A 19147-nucleotide genomic window follows, 5' to 3' on the forward strand; every position below is an offset into this window, starting at 1 on the left:
TATCTACCAGATTTTAGTAAAAAACTTCCGCTTTTTAGTAAATCGCAATCAAAATAATTTGGTGATCAGCAACTGTTGGTGGTTTTTAGGTAGAAATTACTTCGAGGATGCTTTTGGTAAGTGATCCGTAAATCTAATTAGTTGATCAAGGAATCTAGATAAGGTAATAAGGTTGATAATATCATTGGTTACAAAAGTTACTAAGGTTTATGCTGATGATAAGTTTCAAGTCGTTTTTAATATCATAATCAGTCAACTAATCTGAAAACCTTAGTTTGTCTGCTTTTAACCTTAGTAAAAAACCCTGAGCAAGTGGTGCGGTAACCTTATTAGTTTATTAATGCTAACATTTTTTTGATAAGTGACTGGCCGTTTTATTAAGCCTCTGCCTTCGCCTTTTATTTGGCTGACAAATATTGAGATGGCGCTACACCAAATTGCTTCTTGAACGCTTCTGAGAAGTGAGCAGGATTATTATAACCAACTTCAAGAGCAACTTCTGAAAGATTCCCGAAATTATTTTTAATTAGTTCCGCAGCTTTGTTCAGCCTAATTCTTCGTATCAGGTCACCGGGTGTCTCTCCGATTAACGCCTGAATTTTCTTTTGTAAACCAGAACGGCTGATAGCTAACTCTTCTGCAAGTATCTCCACACTGAATGATGAATCAGAAATATGTTTATTAATTAAATCAAAACTTTTCCGCAAAAACATCTTATCAACGGATGTGATTTTTTGTTTATCTATTTCTATCAGACCTTGTTTTTTAAAGTGATTCTGTAATCTCTTTCTTTGTTCGATAAGATTTTTAATCCTCGATTGCAATTCATCCGTGTCGAAAGGTTTCATAAGATATTCATCGGCTCCGGTTTCAAATCCTGCCAGCTTATCTTCCTTTGCTGCTTTCGCTGTTAAAAGAATTACGGGAACATGACTTGTTCGTTCGTCAGTCTTAATTTTTTCACACAGCTTGAATCCATCCATCTTCGGCATCATTACATCGCTAACTATTAAATCGGGTAAATTCTCGATAGATTTATTTAATCCATCTTCACCATCCACAGCTTCAATAATTCTGTAATCTGTTTTAAGACTATCTTTGATGTAAGAACGAACATCTGAGTTATCTTCTACAATGAGTAACAGAGGAAATGAATCTTTTTCGATTAATCCGGCTCTGATTCCTTCCGGTTTCGATTCTTCTTCTTGCTCTGTTTCAGATATTTCTTTCTCATACTCTTTCTCTTCATCTGGTTCACAAATTTCCTCCGGTCTGAGATGATCTTTACCTAAAGGAAGACTAATTGTAAAAGTTGATTCTTTCCCTGGCTCACTCTCAACCGATATTTTCCCTTTGTGAAGCTCTATCAATTCTTTCGTAAGCGATAATCCAATTCCTGTTCCTTCGTGTTCTCTTGTATGACTACCATCTACCTGGTAAAAACGGTCGAAGATTTTATCAATCCTGTCTGCCGGAATACCAATGCCGGTATCACTAATTTCAATATTATTACTTCCCTTACCTCGTCGAGCCTCTACCTCTACCGAACCACCTTCCGGCGTGAACTTTAAAGCATTCGAAAGAATGTTGGTAATTATCTTTTCAAACTTATCCTTATCCAGATAAATCATTATTTCATTCTCTGCAGAACTGAACTTTAACGTAATTCTTTTTCTTTCAGCAAATGATGAAAATGACAAGACTAATCCTTTCAACAAGGGAATAATATTCATTGAAGCTGTCTGAAGTTTCATATTTCCGGATTCGAGCTTTGAGATATCTAAAAGCTGGTTTACAAGTCCAAGCAATCTTCCGGCATTTCTTTTTATTAAACTTACATCATGCTTCGTCTTTGGTTCTTGTGTACTTTCTAAAACATTTTTTGCGGGACCCAATATTAGAGTCAGTGGAGTTCTGAATTCGTGCGAGATGTTAGTGAAGAATCTTGTTTTAATTTCATCAACTTCGTGCATTTTACTTGCTTCAAGTTTGCTCAACTCGTATTCATGTTTAGATTTTAATCGCTTAACCTGAGTCTTCCAAGTGAAATAAATTATACTTCCTATTAAAACAATATACACCAGGTAAGCAATTGTGGTTTGATACCATGGAGGAAGGATGATTATTTTTATTAAAGCACCTTTCTCATTCCATAAACCATCATTGTTTGACCCCTTGACTCTGAAAACATAATCTCCGGGATCTAAGTTTGTATATGTTGCAGAAGAATTATTTGCGTCAGTATATGTCCATTCCTTATCAAATCCTTCCAAGATATATTCATACTTATTTTTATTTGGTGCCTGAAAATCCAAAGCTGCAAATTCTAAAGTAAATACATTATCACTATGATTAAGTTCAATTTCTTCACAGCCTATTATAGATCTTTTCAAGATTGTTCTGCCGCTAAGACTGTCAAAACCAATTAAGACGGATTTGTTAAACAATTTAAAATCAGTGATGTAAACAGTTGGAATATGCATGTTATCTTTTATGCTGTCAGGATAAAAAATATTAAAACCATTAACACCGCCGAATATTAATTCCCCGGTTCTGATTTTCCAGCAGGCACATAATTCTTCGAATTCATTGTTTTGAAGGCCGTCTTCAACATAGTAGTTTCTAAAAGTTTCGTTTGCGATATTAAATTTCGATAAACCGTTGCTAGTGCTGATCCATAAATTATCGCTATCATCTTCCAAAATTCCCATTACAAAATTATTGGCTAATCCATCACCCATTCGATAGCTTTTAAATATTCCTGTTTCTCTGTCAAATTTATTTAAACCTGCATCCTGGGTACCAATCCATAAAGTTCCTGATTTGTCTTGATATAAATCTGAAATTTTATCATTACTTATTGTATTTATATCACCCGGAATATTTTTATATAGGGAAAATTTCTCCGATTTCAAATCCAGTGATTGCAAACCCCCATGTTTTGTCCCAATCCAGAGAATTCCAGAATTATCAAGCAGTAGTTCATGTACATCAGTTGAACTCAAACTGTTTGAATCATCAGGAATATTTTTGTTATGAGTAAACTTTCCAATGTTTTTATCAAATTTATTCAGGCCTCCATAGTATGTTCCAATCCAAAGATTACCTGACTCATCCTCTGTAATTGATAGAATTCTGTTATCACTAATACTTGACGGGTCTTTTGAGTTATGATTAAAGTGATAGAATTTTCCCCTAGCTCTATCAAACTTATTCAGTCCGCCATTCCAGGTACCGATCCAAAAATCACCAGAACTGTCTTCATAAATTGCAGATACCGAATTATCACTTAAACTAAAGGGATCATCAGCGTTGTGTTTGTAGTGAGTAAATTTATTGGTGGATCTATCCCACTTATTCAATCCTCCATCCCAGGTTCCGATCCATATAATCCCTGCTCTGTCTTCGAAAATCGACATTACTCCGTTAGCACTTAGTGAATTTGGATTATTTTTTTCCCTATTATAATGTTTGAATTGTTTTTGCTTAAGATTAATTAAATTGATACTTCCACCCCAGGTGCCAATCCAAAGTATGCCAGAGTTATCCTGAAAAATTGTGGATACATTATTAGAACTTAGACTAGTTGGATCATCAGGATCGTTTTTAAAAGAAGTAAATAAAAGTTGTGAATCGTTGAGACTTGAAATTGTTCTGTTCAAACCACCGCCCCAGGTTGCAAGCCACATAGTGTTGTTTTTATCTATGTAGAAAGAAGCAATGTCATTATCACTCAAACTTGTTGGATCATTCGGAATGTTTTTGAAACTTATGAAAGAAGTAGAATGAATATCGTCACGGTATGTTATTTTATTTAATCCGCCCCCTAAAGTTGATACCCACACATTTCCAAATTTGTCTTCACATATCCCGGTTACTTTATTATGATTTAAACTTTTGGCGTCCTCAGGATTGTGTATAAAACGGAAGAACTTGTTGCTATTCCGGTCAAATAAATTTAGTCCTCCATCAATCGTTCCGATCCACAAATTAGATTTTGAATCCTCGAATACTGCAGTTACTAAATTACTGCTTAAACTTGTTGAGTCCTCGGGAATATTTTTATAGCTTCTGAATTTTTCAGTGCGGCGATTAAAAAAATTTAATCCCAATTCGGTGCCAATCCATAGATTTCCGGATTTATCTTCACAGATAGAATAGATATAATTTGCACTAATACTATTTGAATCATTCAGATTATGTATATATCTGATAAAATTTTCCTTATCATGATTGTATTTATTTAGTCCGCCTCCACCGGTGCCTATCCAAATAATTCCAGAATTATCCTCATAAATTACTCTTACAGCATTAGCTGCCAGGCTGTGAACATTTTCGTGCTCGTTTCTATATGCCTTAAATCTAAGTCCATCATATCTTAATAGCTCGCCAGATGTTCCAATCCATAAAAAGCCTTTTCGATCCTGAAAAATCGTCCAGGAAAAACTTATATCGAACCCATACTCTGCAGAGGCTTTTTTGATTATGGTTTTCTCAGGGACATAATTCTGTGCAGAAGTCTGGTAAGACAATAATAAGATTGTCAGTGCAAATAAGCAGCAAGCTAAGACACGTATGTTAATTTTTCTATGCAACTGAGTAAATAATTGTTTTTATTAAAAACTCACTTCAATTCCTAAACGCATTGATAGTGATGGCTGATACCTGAAAACCTCACCATATTTGTCATAAGGCCAAATAGGATCTCCGTTCTCATCTATTCCGTTATATTTTTTTTGAACAATGTCTACGGGCTTCTGTTGACTCGCAATATGAAAGACGTCAAGAATTATTTTTGAATTAACGGAATTTATAAACTGAAGATTGTATGTAAATCGCGCATTAAGATCCCAGATAAATGGCGTCCTACCAACAGAGCCGCGTTCTGACAAAAATTTAATTCCAAATCCTGTATTTGCTAATTCACTTAATGGTGCTCCACTCTGAGCTATAAAAAATATGCCTACAGTCAATCCGATAGGAAAGAGATAGTAGCCTGAAAATTTAAAGACGTGTGTCCTGTCATTAGGAAGCAATCCTGTTGAATTTATATCTGCAGTATTCAGATCATCAAAAGATGCATTTTCATTTGGAAATAAACCGTGTTTGAAGGAATCAAACAGTCCTTCGTAATTGCCATAGTTTCTGGAGAAGACATAGGAAGCTAGAAAGTTAAAATGCTCATCTCCTCTTCTTTCCAACGTAATCACCAGAGCAGTGTAATCTCTCTTTGGTTCTGGCCAGGCGGATAAAAATCCGCTGCCAGGATTTCCATATTGATATCTATCTTCTTCCTCAAACCAAACATCATCAATACATTGTCGGAGAGTTCTGTAAACTCCCTGCGCACCAATACGAAAATTATTGCCAATTAATGTTTCGTAGCCTAAAGTAAATTCATCGAAGTATTGAGCTTCGAGATCTTTTACTTCAGGTTTTATTGTATGTTTAAAATTATAAAGTGTATCGCCTCCAGTATTATCGATTCGCGGATCATGTTGAAATAAAATCCAGTAGTCATAACCAGTATCAGTATGATATTGTAGCGATTGCCAGAGTCCAAATTCCTGTGTAAATCTTCCAAATGAACCGAACAATCTGTGTGTTCCCTGATCATTGAGAAGATATACAATTCCCAGACGAGGCTGTAAAGGAACAGATAAAGTTTGAGCAATTTCACCATTTGAACCTACAGCAGTTTGGGATTCCCATCTGATTCCAGCAGTTACGTTTAATCTGTTAGAAATTCTCCAGCTATCCTGGATAAACAAGGAGGGAATCCGGTTATAAACTTCTGCCAATGCTTCACCAATTGATTCTCCGTAATACGCTGAATCAAATCTTTCTATAACTTGATAATTATGATTTTGATTAACGTAATTTGTTTTGTATTCTGCACCAACATTAATATTGTGATCGTTCAACTGTAAAGTTGAGGTAATCCTGCCAGCGTAGCTATATCTGTAAGAGTCCATCCTACCCCCTATTCCTCCTGACCAGGCATCATTCAGATAATCTTTGTAAAGAACTTCTGAGCCTGCCGGAGTTGAAGGTTCTACAATTTCATTCCGGTCAACTCTTGAAATTAATCCATCAATAAAGAAATTTTTGTTGAATGTGTAAGTTCCTTTCAAGGATAGATTTATTCCTCCGGACTTAACATCCATCAGGTAAGGATCAATATTAAGCAGAATTGAAGGAGAGACATTAATACCTCTTCCAACTGCATTTTGTTTTGCAGGATCGCCCGTTGCAGTAAATATTATTTGTAACTTGTCAGAAGTTCGCCAGTTAAGTTTTGCTGCAAACAGATGTCTGAGTATTTTATCCTGCTGTGTGCCGAAGCTTGGAACATCCACATCTCTGTTATTAAATGTTGGATTATATGCTGCATAAAACCATAATTGATCCAGAATTATTGGACCGCCGATTCCAAATCCAAAGTCATAGTTAGAATAGTCGCCTTGTGTAACATCGCTCAAACCAAGTTTTTTATTTTCAGCTAGCTTATTACTTGTATAAAATCCAAAAGCTGAGCCGTGAAATTCATTTGAAGCTGAAAAAGTAACAACGTTCATTAATCCACCAAGTGCACTCCGGGCATCAACATTATAACCACCCGACTTAACCTCAACTTCCTGTATAAAATTATAAGGAAGATTTGTTGCATCTGCTCCTATCAGCGGATCAGTAACTTCGATTCCATCGACATAATATTTATTTTCAAATCCTGTTGCACCGCCAATGTTCACTTCATCTCCGAAGTAGCTTAAATTAGTTTGCGGCAAAAGGGTCGTTATGCTTTTATAGTTTCTATCAACCGGAAGTTGTTCAAAATCTTTAGCAATTATATTTCCCCCATAACTTGTAGATAATGGATCGATAATCAACTTTTTACCAACCACAGTTACTTCAGGCAGATTAATAGTGTGCTCGCTGAGTATGATAATTCCGAGATTTGTTGTTTTTCCTAACTGAATCTGAACATGCTCAATTTTTAATTCACGATATCCAACAGAACTAAGTGAAACAGCATATTCGCCGATGGGTAAATTCAGAATTTGAAAGAATCCTTTTTCATTTGTTGTGGCACCCCGACTTCCCTGAAGACTTGAACTTTGAAGCGAAACATTTACTCCTGCCAGAGTATTTCCAAGAGTATCTTCAATTCTTCCTTCAATGTCACCACTTATATCCTGCGAGAATGAATGATTTGTAAAAAGTATCAATGATATAAAAACTGAGTAGAATATAACTAGGAAAAGCTGATTTGATGTTCGCTTTACTTTTTTTATGTGAATTATGAGAAATGTCTTGTGAGACGATAATAAAAATAATAGAACAATTAAAACACAATATTTGGTTGGATCCCTCATTTGAGCAAATATTTATTTAACTCAAAGGGAACTTCTTAAGAAAAAGTTAAAGTTGCAAGCAAAATATATCTTATGATTGGCAATAATATATTGCGGCTAATTCTTTCCTTTATTATTAAGTTTATTAACCCGAACATCAATTCCCCACATAAGCTTGTTTCGCAGGGTTTCAAAATAGGTAGTCAGGGAGGTTTTAATAAGTTTTAATGGTCTGTTACTCTTCTTTATAACAATTTCTAATGGAGGTTGGAAACTAAAAACACGCTGACCATCACAGCTTACCTGTACACTTTTATGGGGTGAGTTCGCCCGCAATTTTATTACCTGCTCGCTAGATAAAACGACGGGCTTAACAGTAAGACTGTGCGGAGATATCGGAGAAAGTGTAATCGCTTTTGCAGTTGGTGCAACAATCGGTCCGCCCGTTGAAAGCGAATATCCTGTTGAACCGGTTGGAGTTGCAATTATCAATCCATCAGCAGAAAAAGTTGTAACGTATTCATCATCCACCCAAACAGTGAGCTCAATCATTTTAGGCCAGCCACCTTTTTCAATAACCAAATCATTTACAGCAACAAGCTCACCTGTGGTGTGAGCAGAACAAATTCCGGATAAGACCATTCGCTCTTCGATTGAATATTTTTTCTTTTTCAGAAGATCAATCACGCTGTCCATTTGAGCCACATCCGTTTCAACAAGGAAACCAAGTTTACCAAGATTCAATCCTAGCACTGGTTTGTTGTACTGATGAGCTTTATATGCAGTTGCCAGCATAGTTCCATCACCGCCGATAGAAATTATAACGTTACTATTTTTGAAAACTTCATCATCTTCCAAATTAAAATTTGAAGAGGATTTGATTTTAAATTTTCCTTTGGATTCAACGATTGAATTTGTGAGGAGATAATCTAACTTTTTCTCCTTCAACTTTGTCGTGAAGGATGATACGACATCCAGAATATTCCCCTTGGTAATATTTGCAATTATACCAACTACCATTTGAGATTAAACTTTCTCCCCGGTTTTTTCTTTTTCCGGTTCTGATTTCTTTTTGTCTTTATCCACTTCATCGACGTAATTCAACTTTAAATCTTTCAGGGTTTCGATAAGAAATTTTTCCTCGTATTCTGAAAGATTACCTTTTGTTTTTGCGAGAAGCATATCGAGGGTGTCAATATATATTTTAGCGTGTTCCAGGTTACGCTCAACTCTGTCTGTAACCGGATTTTTAATTTTACCCATCGACATCATTGCAATCTGCTGATTCTGAATGATGAGCTGCATAAAAAGAATGTTGTGATTAGCGTCAGTCATTTTTTCCCTCCCTGATTTAGTTTTAACGCGCTTAAAAAATCATTTGCTGTAATTTTATCTATTGAGTTTATCTCGTTAGATAAATATGGGTCAAATTGAAATATTTAGAAATATTATCTAACAGATTTAGTTGATCTAATAAAAATGTTATCTAACGAGGCAAACTTACAATATTTTAAGAAAAGATACTTTCTCATGAACTATTGACAAACTTATAGCCCTAACTCCTAACTTTTATTTTAGGTTGAAGACATAAAGATTTTCTGTCCGATCGGAAATTATGTAAAGTCTCGTTCTTGCTTTGTTAAATGCAATTCCCTCGGGCTGAGTAACTTTAATCTTAAATTCCTCAATTGGATTTCCCGAAAGGTCGGTTTTGTAAATACGCTGGTTTTCATCACTTAAAATCCATAACACTTTCAGATCAGAATCATAAAATATTCCTGATATATCCTTTGAAAAATTAAGCGTGTCTCTTTTTATCTCGGCTAAATTTCGATCTAGTGTAATTAGTAAAAGAGGTTTCTTTTCATTTATAACATAAAATTTTTTTTCTGCTGGATCATATGTTATTCCTTCCAGGCCTGTATTCAAATCTCCTTTAAGATTAATAGAAGCACGTTTAATTTCATTTCCGGCCGTATCAAGAATAACAACTTCCCGTGATCTTTCAAGAACAACCGCAAGCGTACTGTCATCCACTATTGTAATTCCTTCAGGATCTTCCCCGTCAAGATCAAAGCTTTTAATTATTTTTCCCCAGCCGTCAAAAAGGTAAACCTCCGCAGTCTGATCGCTTACCGTCCAAAATGCTTTTTCATCCGAAGAAAGAGCAAGACCGGATGGTTCGGACACAGGAATTTTTTCAGCCACTGAAAAAGTTAAGGTTTTTACTTTTTCATCCTTTTTATTCGTTCCGCAAAAGGAAATTAAAAGAAATAGAGCTGGTATAACTATGTAGATGATTTTTCTTTCCAATTACATTTTTTCCTAAAAAATTGAAAATCCGGGGATAATATATGCTTTCCTCGTTAAAATTGATGGTTGCGTAAAGTGTAAAAATACTGTAGAATAGCAAGTGTGTGTTTTTTAGTTTTCGGCGTGATATATGCGGTGGGATGCTTGAAATATAATCACAATTAGAGAGGAAGGAGAGTTACTGTAAATGATGTCAAAAATTTCTATGTTTTTCGGGATAATAATTATCCTGTGCGTTCTGGTTTTTGGATTTGTTTTCTTCGAACCAATCTTTACTGAAGAGGTAATTGACATAAAAGTTACCAACAAAGAAGTGTGGTCCGGCGAGAAGGGAAGATATTTTATATTCACCGATAAAGAAGTCTTCTTAAATGAAAACAATTACTATCACAATAACAAATCCAACGCTGATGAAATTTATCGCCTTATTCAAGCTGGAAATACATACAAGGTTAAAGTAGTAGGCTTATATATTTCTTTCCTACCTCGTTTCAGAAATGTTCTTACAATTCTGGAAAAAAGAGAAATAAATAATCCTTTACTTCAGGAAAATTAATTCTTTCGTTCTGAGATGTATTTATTTATATAGAAAAATCTCAAATAAGTTGCCGGCTAAACATCTAAAATTCTGAATAAATATTGGAACAATTATTAATTGACATAAGAGATTTTATTTGGGGTATTCCTCTTATTGCTTTACTGGTGGGAACCGGAATTTATCTCACCATCCTGCTCAAAGGATTACAGTTCAAGCAGCTCGTCCACTCACTTTGGCTTGCATTTATAAGAAAAAGAGAATCCGAATCCGAAGGAGATATTTCTCACTTCCAGGCATTGATGACTGCACTCGCTGCTACAGTTGGTACAGGAAATATTGCAGGTGTTGCAACAGCAATTGCTATTGGCGGTCCCGGTGCTTTGTTCTGGATGTGGATTACAGGATTATTCGGTATGGCAACAAAATATGCCGAAGCGGTTCTTGCTGTTAAATACAGGATCAAAGATAAAAATGGTAATATGTGTGGTGGACCAATGTATTATCTTGCTAACGGGATGAACCTGAAATGGCTCGGGGCTTTATTTGCTATGTTTGCTTCTGTCGCTGCTTTTGGAATTGGGAATATGGTGCAGTCAAACTCTGTCGCTGATGCAGTAAAGTATTCATTTGATCTTCCTGTTGAAGTAACGGGAATCATCCTTGCAGTTGGAACCGGACTAGTTTTACTCGGAGGTATAAAAAGTATTGGCAAAGTGACAGGTGTTTTGGTTCCGTTTATGATTGCATTTTACTTTCTTGCCGCTCTCGTTGTTGTGATCATCCATATCGATCAAATACCTTCCGTGTTCAGTCATGTTATCATTGAAGCATTTACTGATACAGCAGCTGCTGGCGGTTTTACAGGTGCTACAATTATGATGACGATCAGAAGTGGAATTTCAAGAGGTGTTTTTTCAAACGAATCTGGTTTGGGAAGTTCACCGATTGCGGCTGCTGCTGCACAAACAAAACATCCTGTAACACAGGCGCTCGTTTCAATGACTCAGACGTTCATTGATACAATCATAATCTGTTCAATGACCGGATTTGCAATTCTTGTAAGTAATGTTCTTCCGACAGGAGCAACAGGAGCTCCATTAACTCAACAAGCATTTGAAACAGCATTACCCGGTGAGTGGGGCGGAATAGTTGTTTCTATCGGACTAATATTTTTCGCATACTCAACAATTCTTGGATGGAGTTATTACGGTGAGAAATCACTTGAATATTTACTGGGAGAAAAATCTGTCAAACCGTACCGATTACTCTTCGTTATTATTGTTTATATCGGAGCCGTCGTTAAACTTGATTTAGTCTGGACAATCGCAGATATAATGAACGGACTAATGGCTCTTCCAAATCTTATTGCTCTTCTTGGTTTAAGCGGAATAGTTTCAGCTGAAACGAAAAGTTACTTCAACAAATCGGTTTAACCCCATAAATATTTGCCTTCATCAATAATAAAGCGTGATTCATCTCCATATCCAATTAATGGAAATTATATTTTCAATATTGAGAACAACTCACCCCAGTTTCTTAAAAGTCAATAAAGACTGCGGGAAAATAGACCATTCAAATAAATTTAACTTCTCCCAAACGTTTAATAAAGGGCACAGTATTTGTCTTTGTGGTATAGCTTTATAATTCGATAACAAAAAAGACAGGAAATCAAAATGGCTTACTTAATAACCGACGACTGCATCGATTGCAATGCATGCGAAATTGATTGCCCGAACAATGCAATTTATGCTGGCGGAGCTCCATATGAATTAAATGGACAGGAACATCCGGCTTTACACGATACTCATACATACATCGCTTATGACAAATGTACCGAATGTGTCGGCTACTATGATGAACCTCAGTGTGTAGCTGCTTGCCCAAGTGAGGCAATAATAAAAGATCCGGATCGTGTAGAAACTCAGGAAGAGCTGCTTGCAAAAAAAGAGAGACTAGGCACAATACTTAAATAATATTTTTCTTAAGGCTGTTTCAACAATCTGCTGATTCTTACCTGCTGATACAGTGTCGTAAAACTTACCTTCATAAATAGGGGTAGGGGAAAATCGGGACCACTAATACCGGGGTGACACTGAGTGAAGGATGATGAAACAGCCTTTGCTATTTTAAAATTATTTTTTCGGCTTAACCTTTGGCTTTTCTTTTTCTTCGCAGTATTCTTTTATAACCTCATACGCTTCAAACATTCCAAGATCGCCTGCCTTCCTAAAATCCTCACAAGCGTTACTTTTCATATCAATATTAGCATAACAGATGCCTCGGTTGTAATAAGCCGTTGCGTCTGTCTGATCAAGAGATATTATATAAGTGTAATCGACAACTGCAGCAAGAAATTCACCCATTCCGAGTTTTGCCTCAGCTCTTGAATAGTAAAGTGAAACATTATCAGGTTCAATCACTATTGCACTTGAATAATCAGTGGCTGCATCAGAAAAATTTCCCAGCTTGTAAAATTCATCGCCACGATTTTTGTAAGCAATGACATTTTGCGAGTTGATGGCGATCGCCGATGAAAAATCATCTATTGCGCTTTCTGAGCTGTCGAGAAATGAAAACAACAATCCTCTGTTTATGAAGTATTTAAAGTCAGTAGAATCATTGTTAATTGCGGTAGTGTAATCTTCAATTGCACCTGAATAGTCTTCGATTGATTCTTTTGCAAACGCACGGTTGAAATAAATTGTTGAGTTGGTTGAATCTAAAACTTCAGCATAATCAAAATCGTAAATGGCCCCGTAGTGATTTTGGCAAGATATGTTTGCCAGACCACGATTTATAAAGTAATCAATTTTGGTTTTATCGAGTGTTATCGCTCGTGAATAATCATCAATTGCATCTTTACAACTATCAAGCTGCATTTTAGCTTTTGCTCTGTAATAATAGAGTTCTGAATTTCCCGGATCCGTAGTTATCGCCTGACCGAAATAATCAATAGCCGTTCGATACATCTCTTTATCATAACTTTCTATTCCTTTTATGAACAGCTCACTTTCCGCAGGAGTGCAGGAAATAAGTAAAAATTCTAATACCGTAAACACAGAATAAATCTTAATATGACTGAGAATTGTTCTACTCAAATAAAATATTTTTTGTAAATAATTTTTCATCGGTTAAATTTTAATCTGCCAGTGCCAAGATATAAAAACAAATTGTATTATTTTTTATCCGGACTTTTTCTAAAATGGTTAATTCCTCAATCATAAAATAATTTTGAGGCTCAAATGGACTTTATTTTACTTCTAACCGGAATAGTGCAGGTTCTTCTTTCTTTAATTATCGCTGTAACTCTGGTCTACTTATCTTCTAAGATTTTCCGACGACTTATAACCGGAATAAGCGAAGCGGACGAACTAAGAAAAAATAATGTTTCTGTAGCAATACTGAACGGCTCAATCATTCTGGCACTCATTCTTGTCGTAAAGAAATCGATAGAATCAGCAATAACTATTTTCGGAAACACCCTCCGTAATCCGGATGCTGTTTTAACAAGCTATATTCATTCGGCATTGATAATGATTGGACATATCATTCTTGGCGGAATGATTGCTTTTACAACTATCTACACAGCACTTCAAATCTTTATGTGGCTGACAAAAGATCTCGATGAGCTGAATGAGATAAAAGAAAACAACATTGCGGTTGGTCTTCTTCTGGGAATTATCATTGTCTCGATGGCATTGCTTCTTCAGCCCGGAGTTGATACAATACTAAACTCGCTGATTCCATTCCCTCCGGTTTCATTGATAGATATCGGGTAATTACTAACTGAACCGGGAAACAATTTTATAATGAAATCAGGCTGCGTACAAAAATCTTTTTTTGGCTGTGCATTCATATTTCTTTTTTTTGCAGTTATCATAATTATACTGTGGATCGCCGCACAGATTCCCGATATTGATCTTTCGACTACAGATACCGCAAAACGTGAATATGAAATCGAAGTCGACAGCCTAAGCAAAGAAAAAGTTATCAATTCATCATTTTCATGGCAGTTTGTTGATAACACACTAACAAGAAGAAAGTATCGGATTAATCTGAAACTTTTGGAAAAAGATGTTATTGAAGCGATGAACTACATCGACAGAATTTCAGCAATGAGCTACAGAGAACTTGGTCTGGAGAGGAATTATTCTGATCCTGAAATCGAATCACGTGTAGTCTGGGCAGAAGTTTACCGGAGAATATTTCTCTATTCCAGTCCACAGATGAAAGCCGTGCTCGAAGGATTAAACGAAATATTTCTTGAAGAAAAATTTGAAACGAGAGACAAAGTATATTTCGTAATAACTTTTGTTCAGAACATTAAATATGACAGGCCCGGAGGAACACTCGATTTGTTTCCACCAATTGGAACTCTGGCTTATAGATTTGGTGACTGTGATTCGAAGGCTTTGCTTCTTTATGTAATACTGGAAAGAATGGGTATTGATTGCGCAATGATGTGGAGCTATAACTATAAGCATGCAATGCTCGGCATAAGAGTTAATGCGAGAGGTGAATACCTGGTAGCTAACGGAAAAAAATATTATTTCCTCGAAACTACTTATCCTCAGTGGAGCATCGGAGAAATACCACCGGAATTTGGTAATACAAAATTCTGGTATATCTCTGAGATTGACGCTGGTTCTCAAATGAATAAGTTTTCCGATGAGACAGAAACGCGAAAAAGTTTCAGACCGACTCCTTCAATCCCTTAGAAATATTCTAAAAAGGATTCGTTGCCCAAATTGTTACTTCAGGAATAAACCCTCTGTCATCCATTTCAAGAGTCGAAACAATTGAGTGGGCTATTTCAATTCCTCTGAGTTTGTTTGAAACTTCCTTTCTCTCTCTTCCCTCCTCATCACCAAAAGCAGTTAGCACTTCACTTGGATTAATAAGAATAACTCTCACATTATACTTCCTCAACTCAGCCTGCCAGCATTGAGTCATTCCACGAAGAGCAAATTTCGAAGAAGCATAAACACTTCCTTCTGCAAAACCTTTGGTTCCGGCGGTTGAAGAAATATTAATGATGTTTCCTGATTTCTGTTTCTTAAAGATATTCGCAGCATACTTTGCCATCAAAGCTGCACCAAACACATTAACGGAGTAAACATTCATAAAATCTTCGAAGTCAAGATCAAAAACCTGGTTCCATTTGCCGCCGATTCCCGCGTTATTAATTAAGCAATCAAGGTTGCCGAATTCTTTCAGGAATTCATCATAGGTTCTTTTAACATCATCTGGTTTCGCAACGTCTGCGTGAATTGGGAACGCTCCGATTTCTTTTGCTGTTTTTTCCAGTCTAGATTTATTACGACCGGTAATTGTAACTTTACCTCCCTTTTCAACTAAAAGTTTAGCAGTTGCTTTTCCAATCCCAAGGCTTCCGCCTGTTACAAGAAATGTTGAATTTTTTATCTGCATTGTAATACCTATAATATTTATTGAATATAACTACCTGACTAAATATAAATCTTAGAACCAATTCGATGTAAAATAAATTCCATTTATCAAAATAAAATTGTAAACTTTTTTTTGTTTCCATAATTTGGCAGGTAATTTTTCTATAAAATCTAACTGTCATTAAAAAATCCATCCAAAATATTCAGGTGTTATAATGATAAACAAACTACTTTCACTTTTATTATTCTTTTTTATTATTTCATCTCCTCTGCTCTCGCAGGATAAAGAAGAAGACAAGAACCCGTACAAATCCGCAACATTCAACGGACTAAAATTCAGATCGATCGGTCCTGCAGTCACCTCAGGTAGAATAACTGACTTCGCGGTTAATCCAAATAATATTCACGAGTATTACGTTGCAGTTGCTTGCGGAAACGTTTGGAAAACAATTAATTCAGGAACAACCTGGGAACCTGTTTTTGATAACTATGGTTCTTTCTCAATCGGCTGTGTTACAATCGATCCGAAAAATACAAATGTCGTTTATGTCGGAACCGGCGAGAACAATAGTCAGCGAAGTGTTTCGTGGGGAGATGGTCTTTACAGAAGTGAAGATGGTGGTAAAAGTTTTAAGAATATTGGATTGAAGAAATCCGAACACATTGCAAAAATTTTAATCGACCCAAGAGATTCAAAAATAATTTACGTTGCAGCACAGGGTCCATTGTGGGGGCCAGGCGGTGACAGAGGTTTATATAAATCGACAGACTATGGTGCAACCTGGGATTCAGTTCTTTACATCAGTCCGAACACAGGAATTACAGATGTTGTAATGGATCCAAGAGATCCTGATGTTCTTTATGCTGCATCATACCAAAGAAGAAGACACGTGTGGACATTGTTAAATGGCGGACCTGAAGGAGGAATCCACAAATCAACTGACGGCGGAAAATCATGGAACAAACTCGAGTCTGGATTACCCAATGGTGATATCGGAAGAATAGGATTAGCAATATCACCAGTTAATCCGGATTATATTTATGCCATAATTGAAGCTCAGGGAAAAAGTGGAGGATTTTTTAGATCAATAAATCGTGGAGTTACCTGGGAAAAAATGAATGACGTAGTATCCTCCAGTGCTCAATATTACAGTGAAATCTTTTGTGATCCTGCTGATATCAACAAAGTATACATACTCGATACATTTTCGCAGTTAACAACTGATGGAGGAAAAACTTTCACTCCAATATCAACAAAAGCAAGACACGTTGACGATCATGCTTTGTGGATAAATCCGAATAATCCATCACACTTTCTTATTGGAGGAGACGGCGGTATCTATGAAACTTTTGATGGCGGACAAACTTTTCATTTCAAAGATAATTTACCGATCACTCAGTTTTATCGAGTTAGTGTGGATAACTTCGAACCATTTTATCGCGTGATGGGCGGAACTCAGGATAACAACAGTATGATCGTTCCTTCTCAAACAATAAATGAAGAAGGAATTGTTAACGCAGATTATATTCCTCTTGTCGGCGGCGATGGATACGAAGCATTGACTGATCCGGATAATCCAAATATAATTTATTGTCAGTGGCAGTATGGAGGACTTACTCGACACGATTTAAAATCCGGTGAAACTGTAAGTATCAAACCACAGGAAGGAAAAGATGAACAGCCGTACAGATGGAACTGGGATACTCCATTAATTCTCAGCCCGCACGCAAACAGGTTGTATGCTGCTGCAAATAAGGTTTTCAGGAGTGATGATAAAGGAAATACCTGGGAAGTTATCAGTCCTGATCTCACAAGACAAATTGATAGAAACAAACTTCCTATAATGGATAAAGTGTGGAGTGTTGATGCAGTTGCGAAGAATGCGTCAACTTCTTTTTATGGAAATATTGTTTCATTAACTGAGTCACCTTTAGTTGAAGATTTAATTTATGCCGGAACTGATGATGGACTTGTTCAGGTGACAGAAGATGGTGGGAAAAACTGGAAGAAGATTGAATCGTTCCCCGGAATTCCAGAAAACACTTACGTAAGCTGTTTGTACGCATCACGATTTGATGCCAATACTGTTTATGCAACATTTGACAATCACAAAAGAGCTGACTTCAAACCATACGTACTCGTTAGCAGAAACCGAGGTAGCAGCTGGGAATCAATATCAGGCGATTTAAAAGAACCATTTGTTGCTTACGCAATCACTCAGGATCACATCAAATCTGATCTTCTATTTATTGGAACTGAGTACGGAGTTTTCTTTACCCTTAACGGAGGAAAGAAATGGATTCAGCTTAAAGGCGGTTTACCAACACAAGCAGTAAGAGATCTTGATATTCAGGAAAGAGAAAATGATCTGGCACTTGCAACTTTCGGGAGAGGATTTTATATACTTGATAACTATTCGCCGTTGAGAGATCTGGATGAGCAATCTCTTGAGCAGGAAAACTACAAGCTTTTCCCAGTGAAAGATGCACTAATGTTTATTAAGAGAAGTGCAACATTCAGCTCACTTGGCTCTTCATTCTTTAAAGCTGAAAATCCCCCATTCGGTGCAACGTTTACTTACTATGTAAAGGAAGCTCCAAAAACCAAAAAGGAAACGAGACAGGAAAAAGAAAAAGAATTTATAAAAGATAACAAGCCGGTTGAGTATCCTGCGTGGGATGATTTGCGTGCAGAAGACAGAGAAGAAAAATCTTATCTGCTGTTCGTTATTTTGGATGAACAGGGAAATGTTGTCCGCAAACTTAAAGAAGGAATTAAACAGGGAATTAATAGAATAACCTGGGATTTGAGATATCCTGATACTAATCCTGTTAAATCAGTAACGGATAAAAACGAAAGCGGTACACCTGTTATGCCCGGTAAATACTCAGTTGAAATGTTCATGAGTATTGATGGAGAACTAACAAAAGTAGCTGGCCCACAATCGTTTGAAGCGAAGGTTCTTAACAACACAACATTACCAGCCGAAGATCGTGCTGCAATGGTTGAATTCCACAAAAAAGTTGCAGAATTCAATCGTGCTGTTGAAGGTGCACTTAATTCTGTCCGTGACTTGAACACTAAAACTGATATTCTCATCTATGCTATAAAGAGAACACCGGACGCACCAAACTCATTAATGGACAATGCTTTAAAAATCAAAAAGGATACTGAAGATATACTTCAGCATCTCTACCAGGATAAATCGCTGGCTGAAAGAAATGAACCTGTGCCTCCAACAGTTTACGACAGACTAAATGAACTTGCCTGGGGAATGTGGAGTACGACCTCTGCACCAACAACAACACAGCAGAATGTTTACAAAGCAGCGAGTGAAGAGTTTGAACCCATGCTTTCGAGAATAAAAAATTTGCTTGAAGTTGATGTGAAGAATCTGGAATACGAAATGGAAAAGTACGGCGCTCCATGGACTCCGGGAAGAGTTCCGGGATGGAATAAAGAATAGTTGACCTCACCCTGTTTCCCTCTCCTTATCAAGGAGAGGGATTAAGGGAGAGGTTTTTACTTCATC

The 19147-nt window shown here is 36.5% G+C and carries 13 protein-coding genes; 6 read left to right on the forward strand and 7 right to left on the reverse strand.

Translation table 11 applies throughout. The annotated features are described in order from the left end of the window. Nucleotides 1-398 precede the first annotated feature (398 nt). The 5 genes from IPM14_11325 to IPM14_11345 all read right to left on the reverse strand — a co-directional run bounded on the left by IPM14_11325 (nt 399) and on the right by IPM14_11345 (nt 9668). Nucleotides 399-4532, reverse strand: coding sequence for a response regulator (locus tag IPM14_11325; GenBank protein MBK9098683.1), 4134 nt, complete (start codon nt 4530-4532; stop codon nt 399-401). 84 nt (nt 4533-4616) lie between these two features. Continuing rightward, a complete protein-coding gene (locus tag IPM14_11330) occupies nt 4617-7229 on the reverse strand; it encodes a TonB-dependent receptor (GenBank protein MBK9098684.1) in 2613 nt (870 codons plus the stop codon). Nucleotides 7230-7472: 243 nt separating this feature from the next. Then, on the reverse strand, nt 7473-8375 hold the full coding sequence (locus IPM14_11335) for an NAD(+)/NADH kinase (GenBank protein MBK9098685.1): 903 nt from the start codon (nt 8373-8375) through the stop codon (nt 7473-7475). 6 nt (nt 8376-8381) lie between these two features. Further along, nucleotides 8382-8690, reverse strand: coding sequence for a DUF1844 domain-containing protein (locus IPM14_11340; GenBank protein ID MBK9098686.1), 309 nt, complete (start codon nt 8688-8690; stop codon nt 8382-8384). Between the two features lie 234 nt (nt 8691-8924). Continuing rightward, nucleotides 8925-9668 carry an SdiA-regulated domain-containing protein gene (locus tag IPM14_11345; protein MBK9098687.1) on the reverse strand — a complete coding sequence of 248 codons (744 nt, stop codon included), beginning with the start codon at nt 9666-9668 and terminating at the stop codon, nt 8925-8927. A 187-nt stretch (nt 9669-9855) separates the two neighbouring features. Between IPM14_11345 and IPM14_11350 the strand changes: the two genes are divergently transcribed. The 3 genes from IPM14_11350 to IPM14_11360 all read left to right on the forward strand — a co-directional run bounded on the left by IPM14_11350 (nt 9856) and on the right by IPM14_11360 (nt 12179). Next, the gene (locus IPM14_11350; protein ID MBK9098688.1) at nt 9856-10224 is read left to right on the forward strand and encodes a hypothetical protein; all 369 of its coding nucleotides are present in this window, start codon (nt 9856-9858) and stop codon (nt 10222-10224) included. Between the two features lie 80 nt (nt 10225-10304). After that, on the forward strand, nt 10305-11639 hold the full coding sequence (locus tag IPM14_11355) for a sodium:alanine symporter family protein (GenBank protein MBK9098689.1): 1335 nt from the start codon (nt 10305-10307) through the stop codon (nt 11637-11639). 240 nt (nt 11640-11879) lie between these two features. Then, a complete protein-coding gene (locus IPM14_11360) occupies nt 11880-12179 on the forward strand; it encodes a 4Fe-4S dicluster domain-containing protein (protein MBK9098690.1) in 300 nt (99 codons plus the stop codon). 159 nt (nt 12180-12338) lie between these two features. On the opposite strand, the gene IPM14_11365 is transcribed toward IPM14_11360, so the two are convergent. After that, the gene (locus IPM14_11365; protein ID MBK9098691.1) at nt 12339-13334 is read right to left on the reverse strand and encodes a tetratricopeptide repeat protein; all 996 of its coding nucleotides are present in this window, start codon (nt 13332-13334) and stop codon (nt 12339-12341) included. Between the two features lie 114 nt (nt 13335-13448). Between IPM14_11365 and IPM14_11370 the strand changes: the two genes are divergently transcribed. Together IPM14_11370 and IPM14_11375 are read left to right on the forward strand one after the other, a co-directional pair. Beyond that, entirely contained in the window at nt 13449-13985 is a 537-nt protein-coding gene (locus IPM14_11370) for a DUF350 domain-containing protein (protein MBK9098692.1), read from the forward strand. A gap of 30 nt (nt 13986-14015) precedes the next feature. Continuing rightward, a complete protein-coding gene (locus tag IPM14_11375) occupies nt 14016-14924 on the forward strand; it encodes a transglutaminase family protein (protein MBK9098693.1) in 909 nt (302 codons plus the stop codon). Between the two features lie 7 nt (nt 14925-14931). Here IPM14_11375 and IPM14_11380 read toward each other — a convergent pair whose 3' ends face one another. Next, nucleotides 14932-15636 carry an SDR family oxidoreductase gene (locus IPM14_11380; GenBank protein ID MBK9098694.1) on the reverse strand — a complete coding sequence of 235 codons (705 nt, stop codon included), beginning with the start codon at nt 15634-15636 and terminating at the stop codon, nt 14932-14934. A 193-nt stretch (nt 15637-15829) separates the two neighbouring features. On the opposite strand from IPM14_11380, the gene IPM14_11385 reads away from it, so the two are divergent. Then, the gene (locus IPM14_11385) at nt 15830-19081 is read left to right on the forward strand and encodes a glycosyl hydrolase (protein MBK9098695.1); all 3252 of its coding nucleotides are present in this window, start codon (nt 15830-15832) and stop codon (nt 19079-19081) included. Nucleotides 19082-19147 lie beyond the last annotated feature (66 nt).

The organism is bacterium, assembly GCA_016716565.1.
GTDB lineage: Bacteria > Bacteroidota > Ignavibacteria > Ignavibacteriales > Ignavibacteriaceae > IGN2.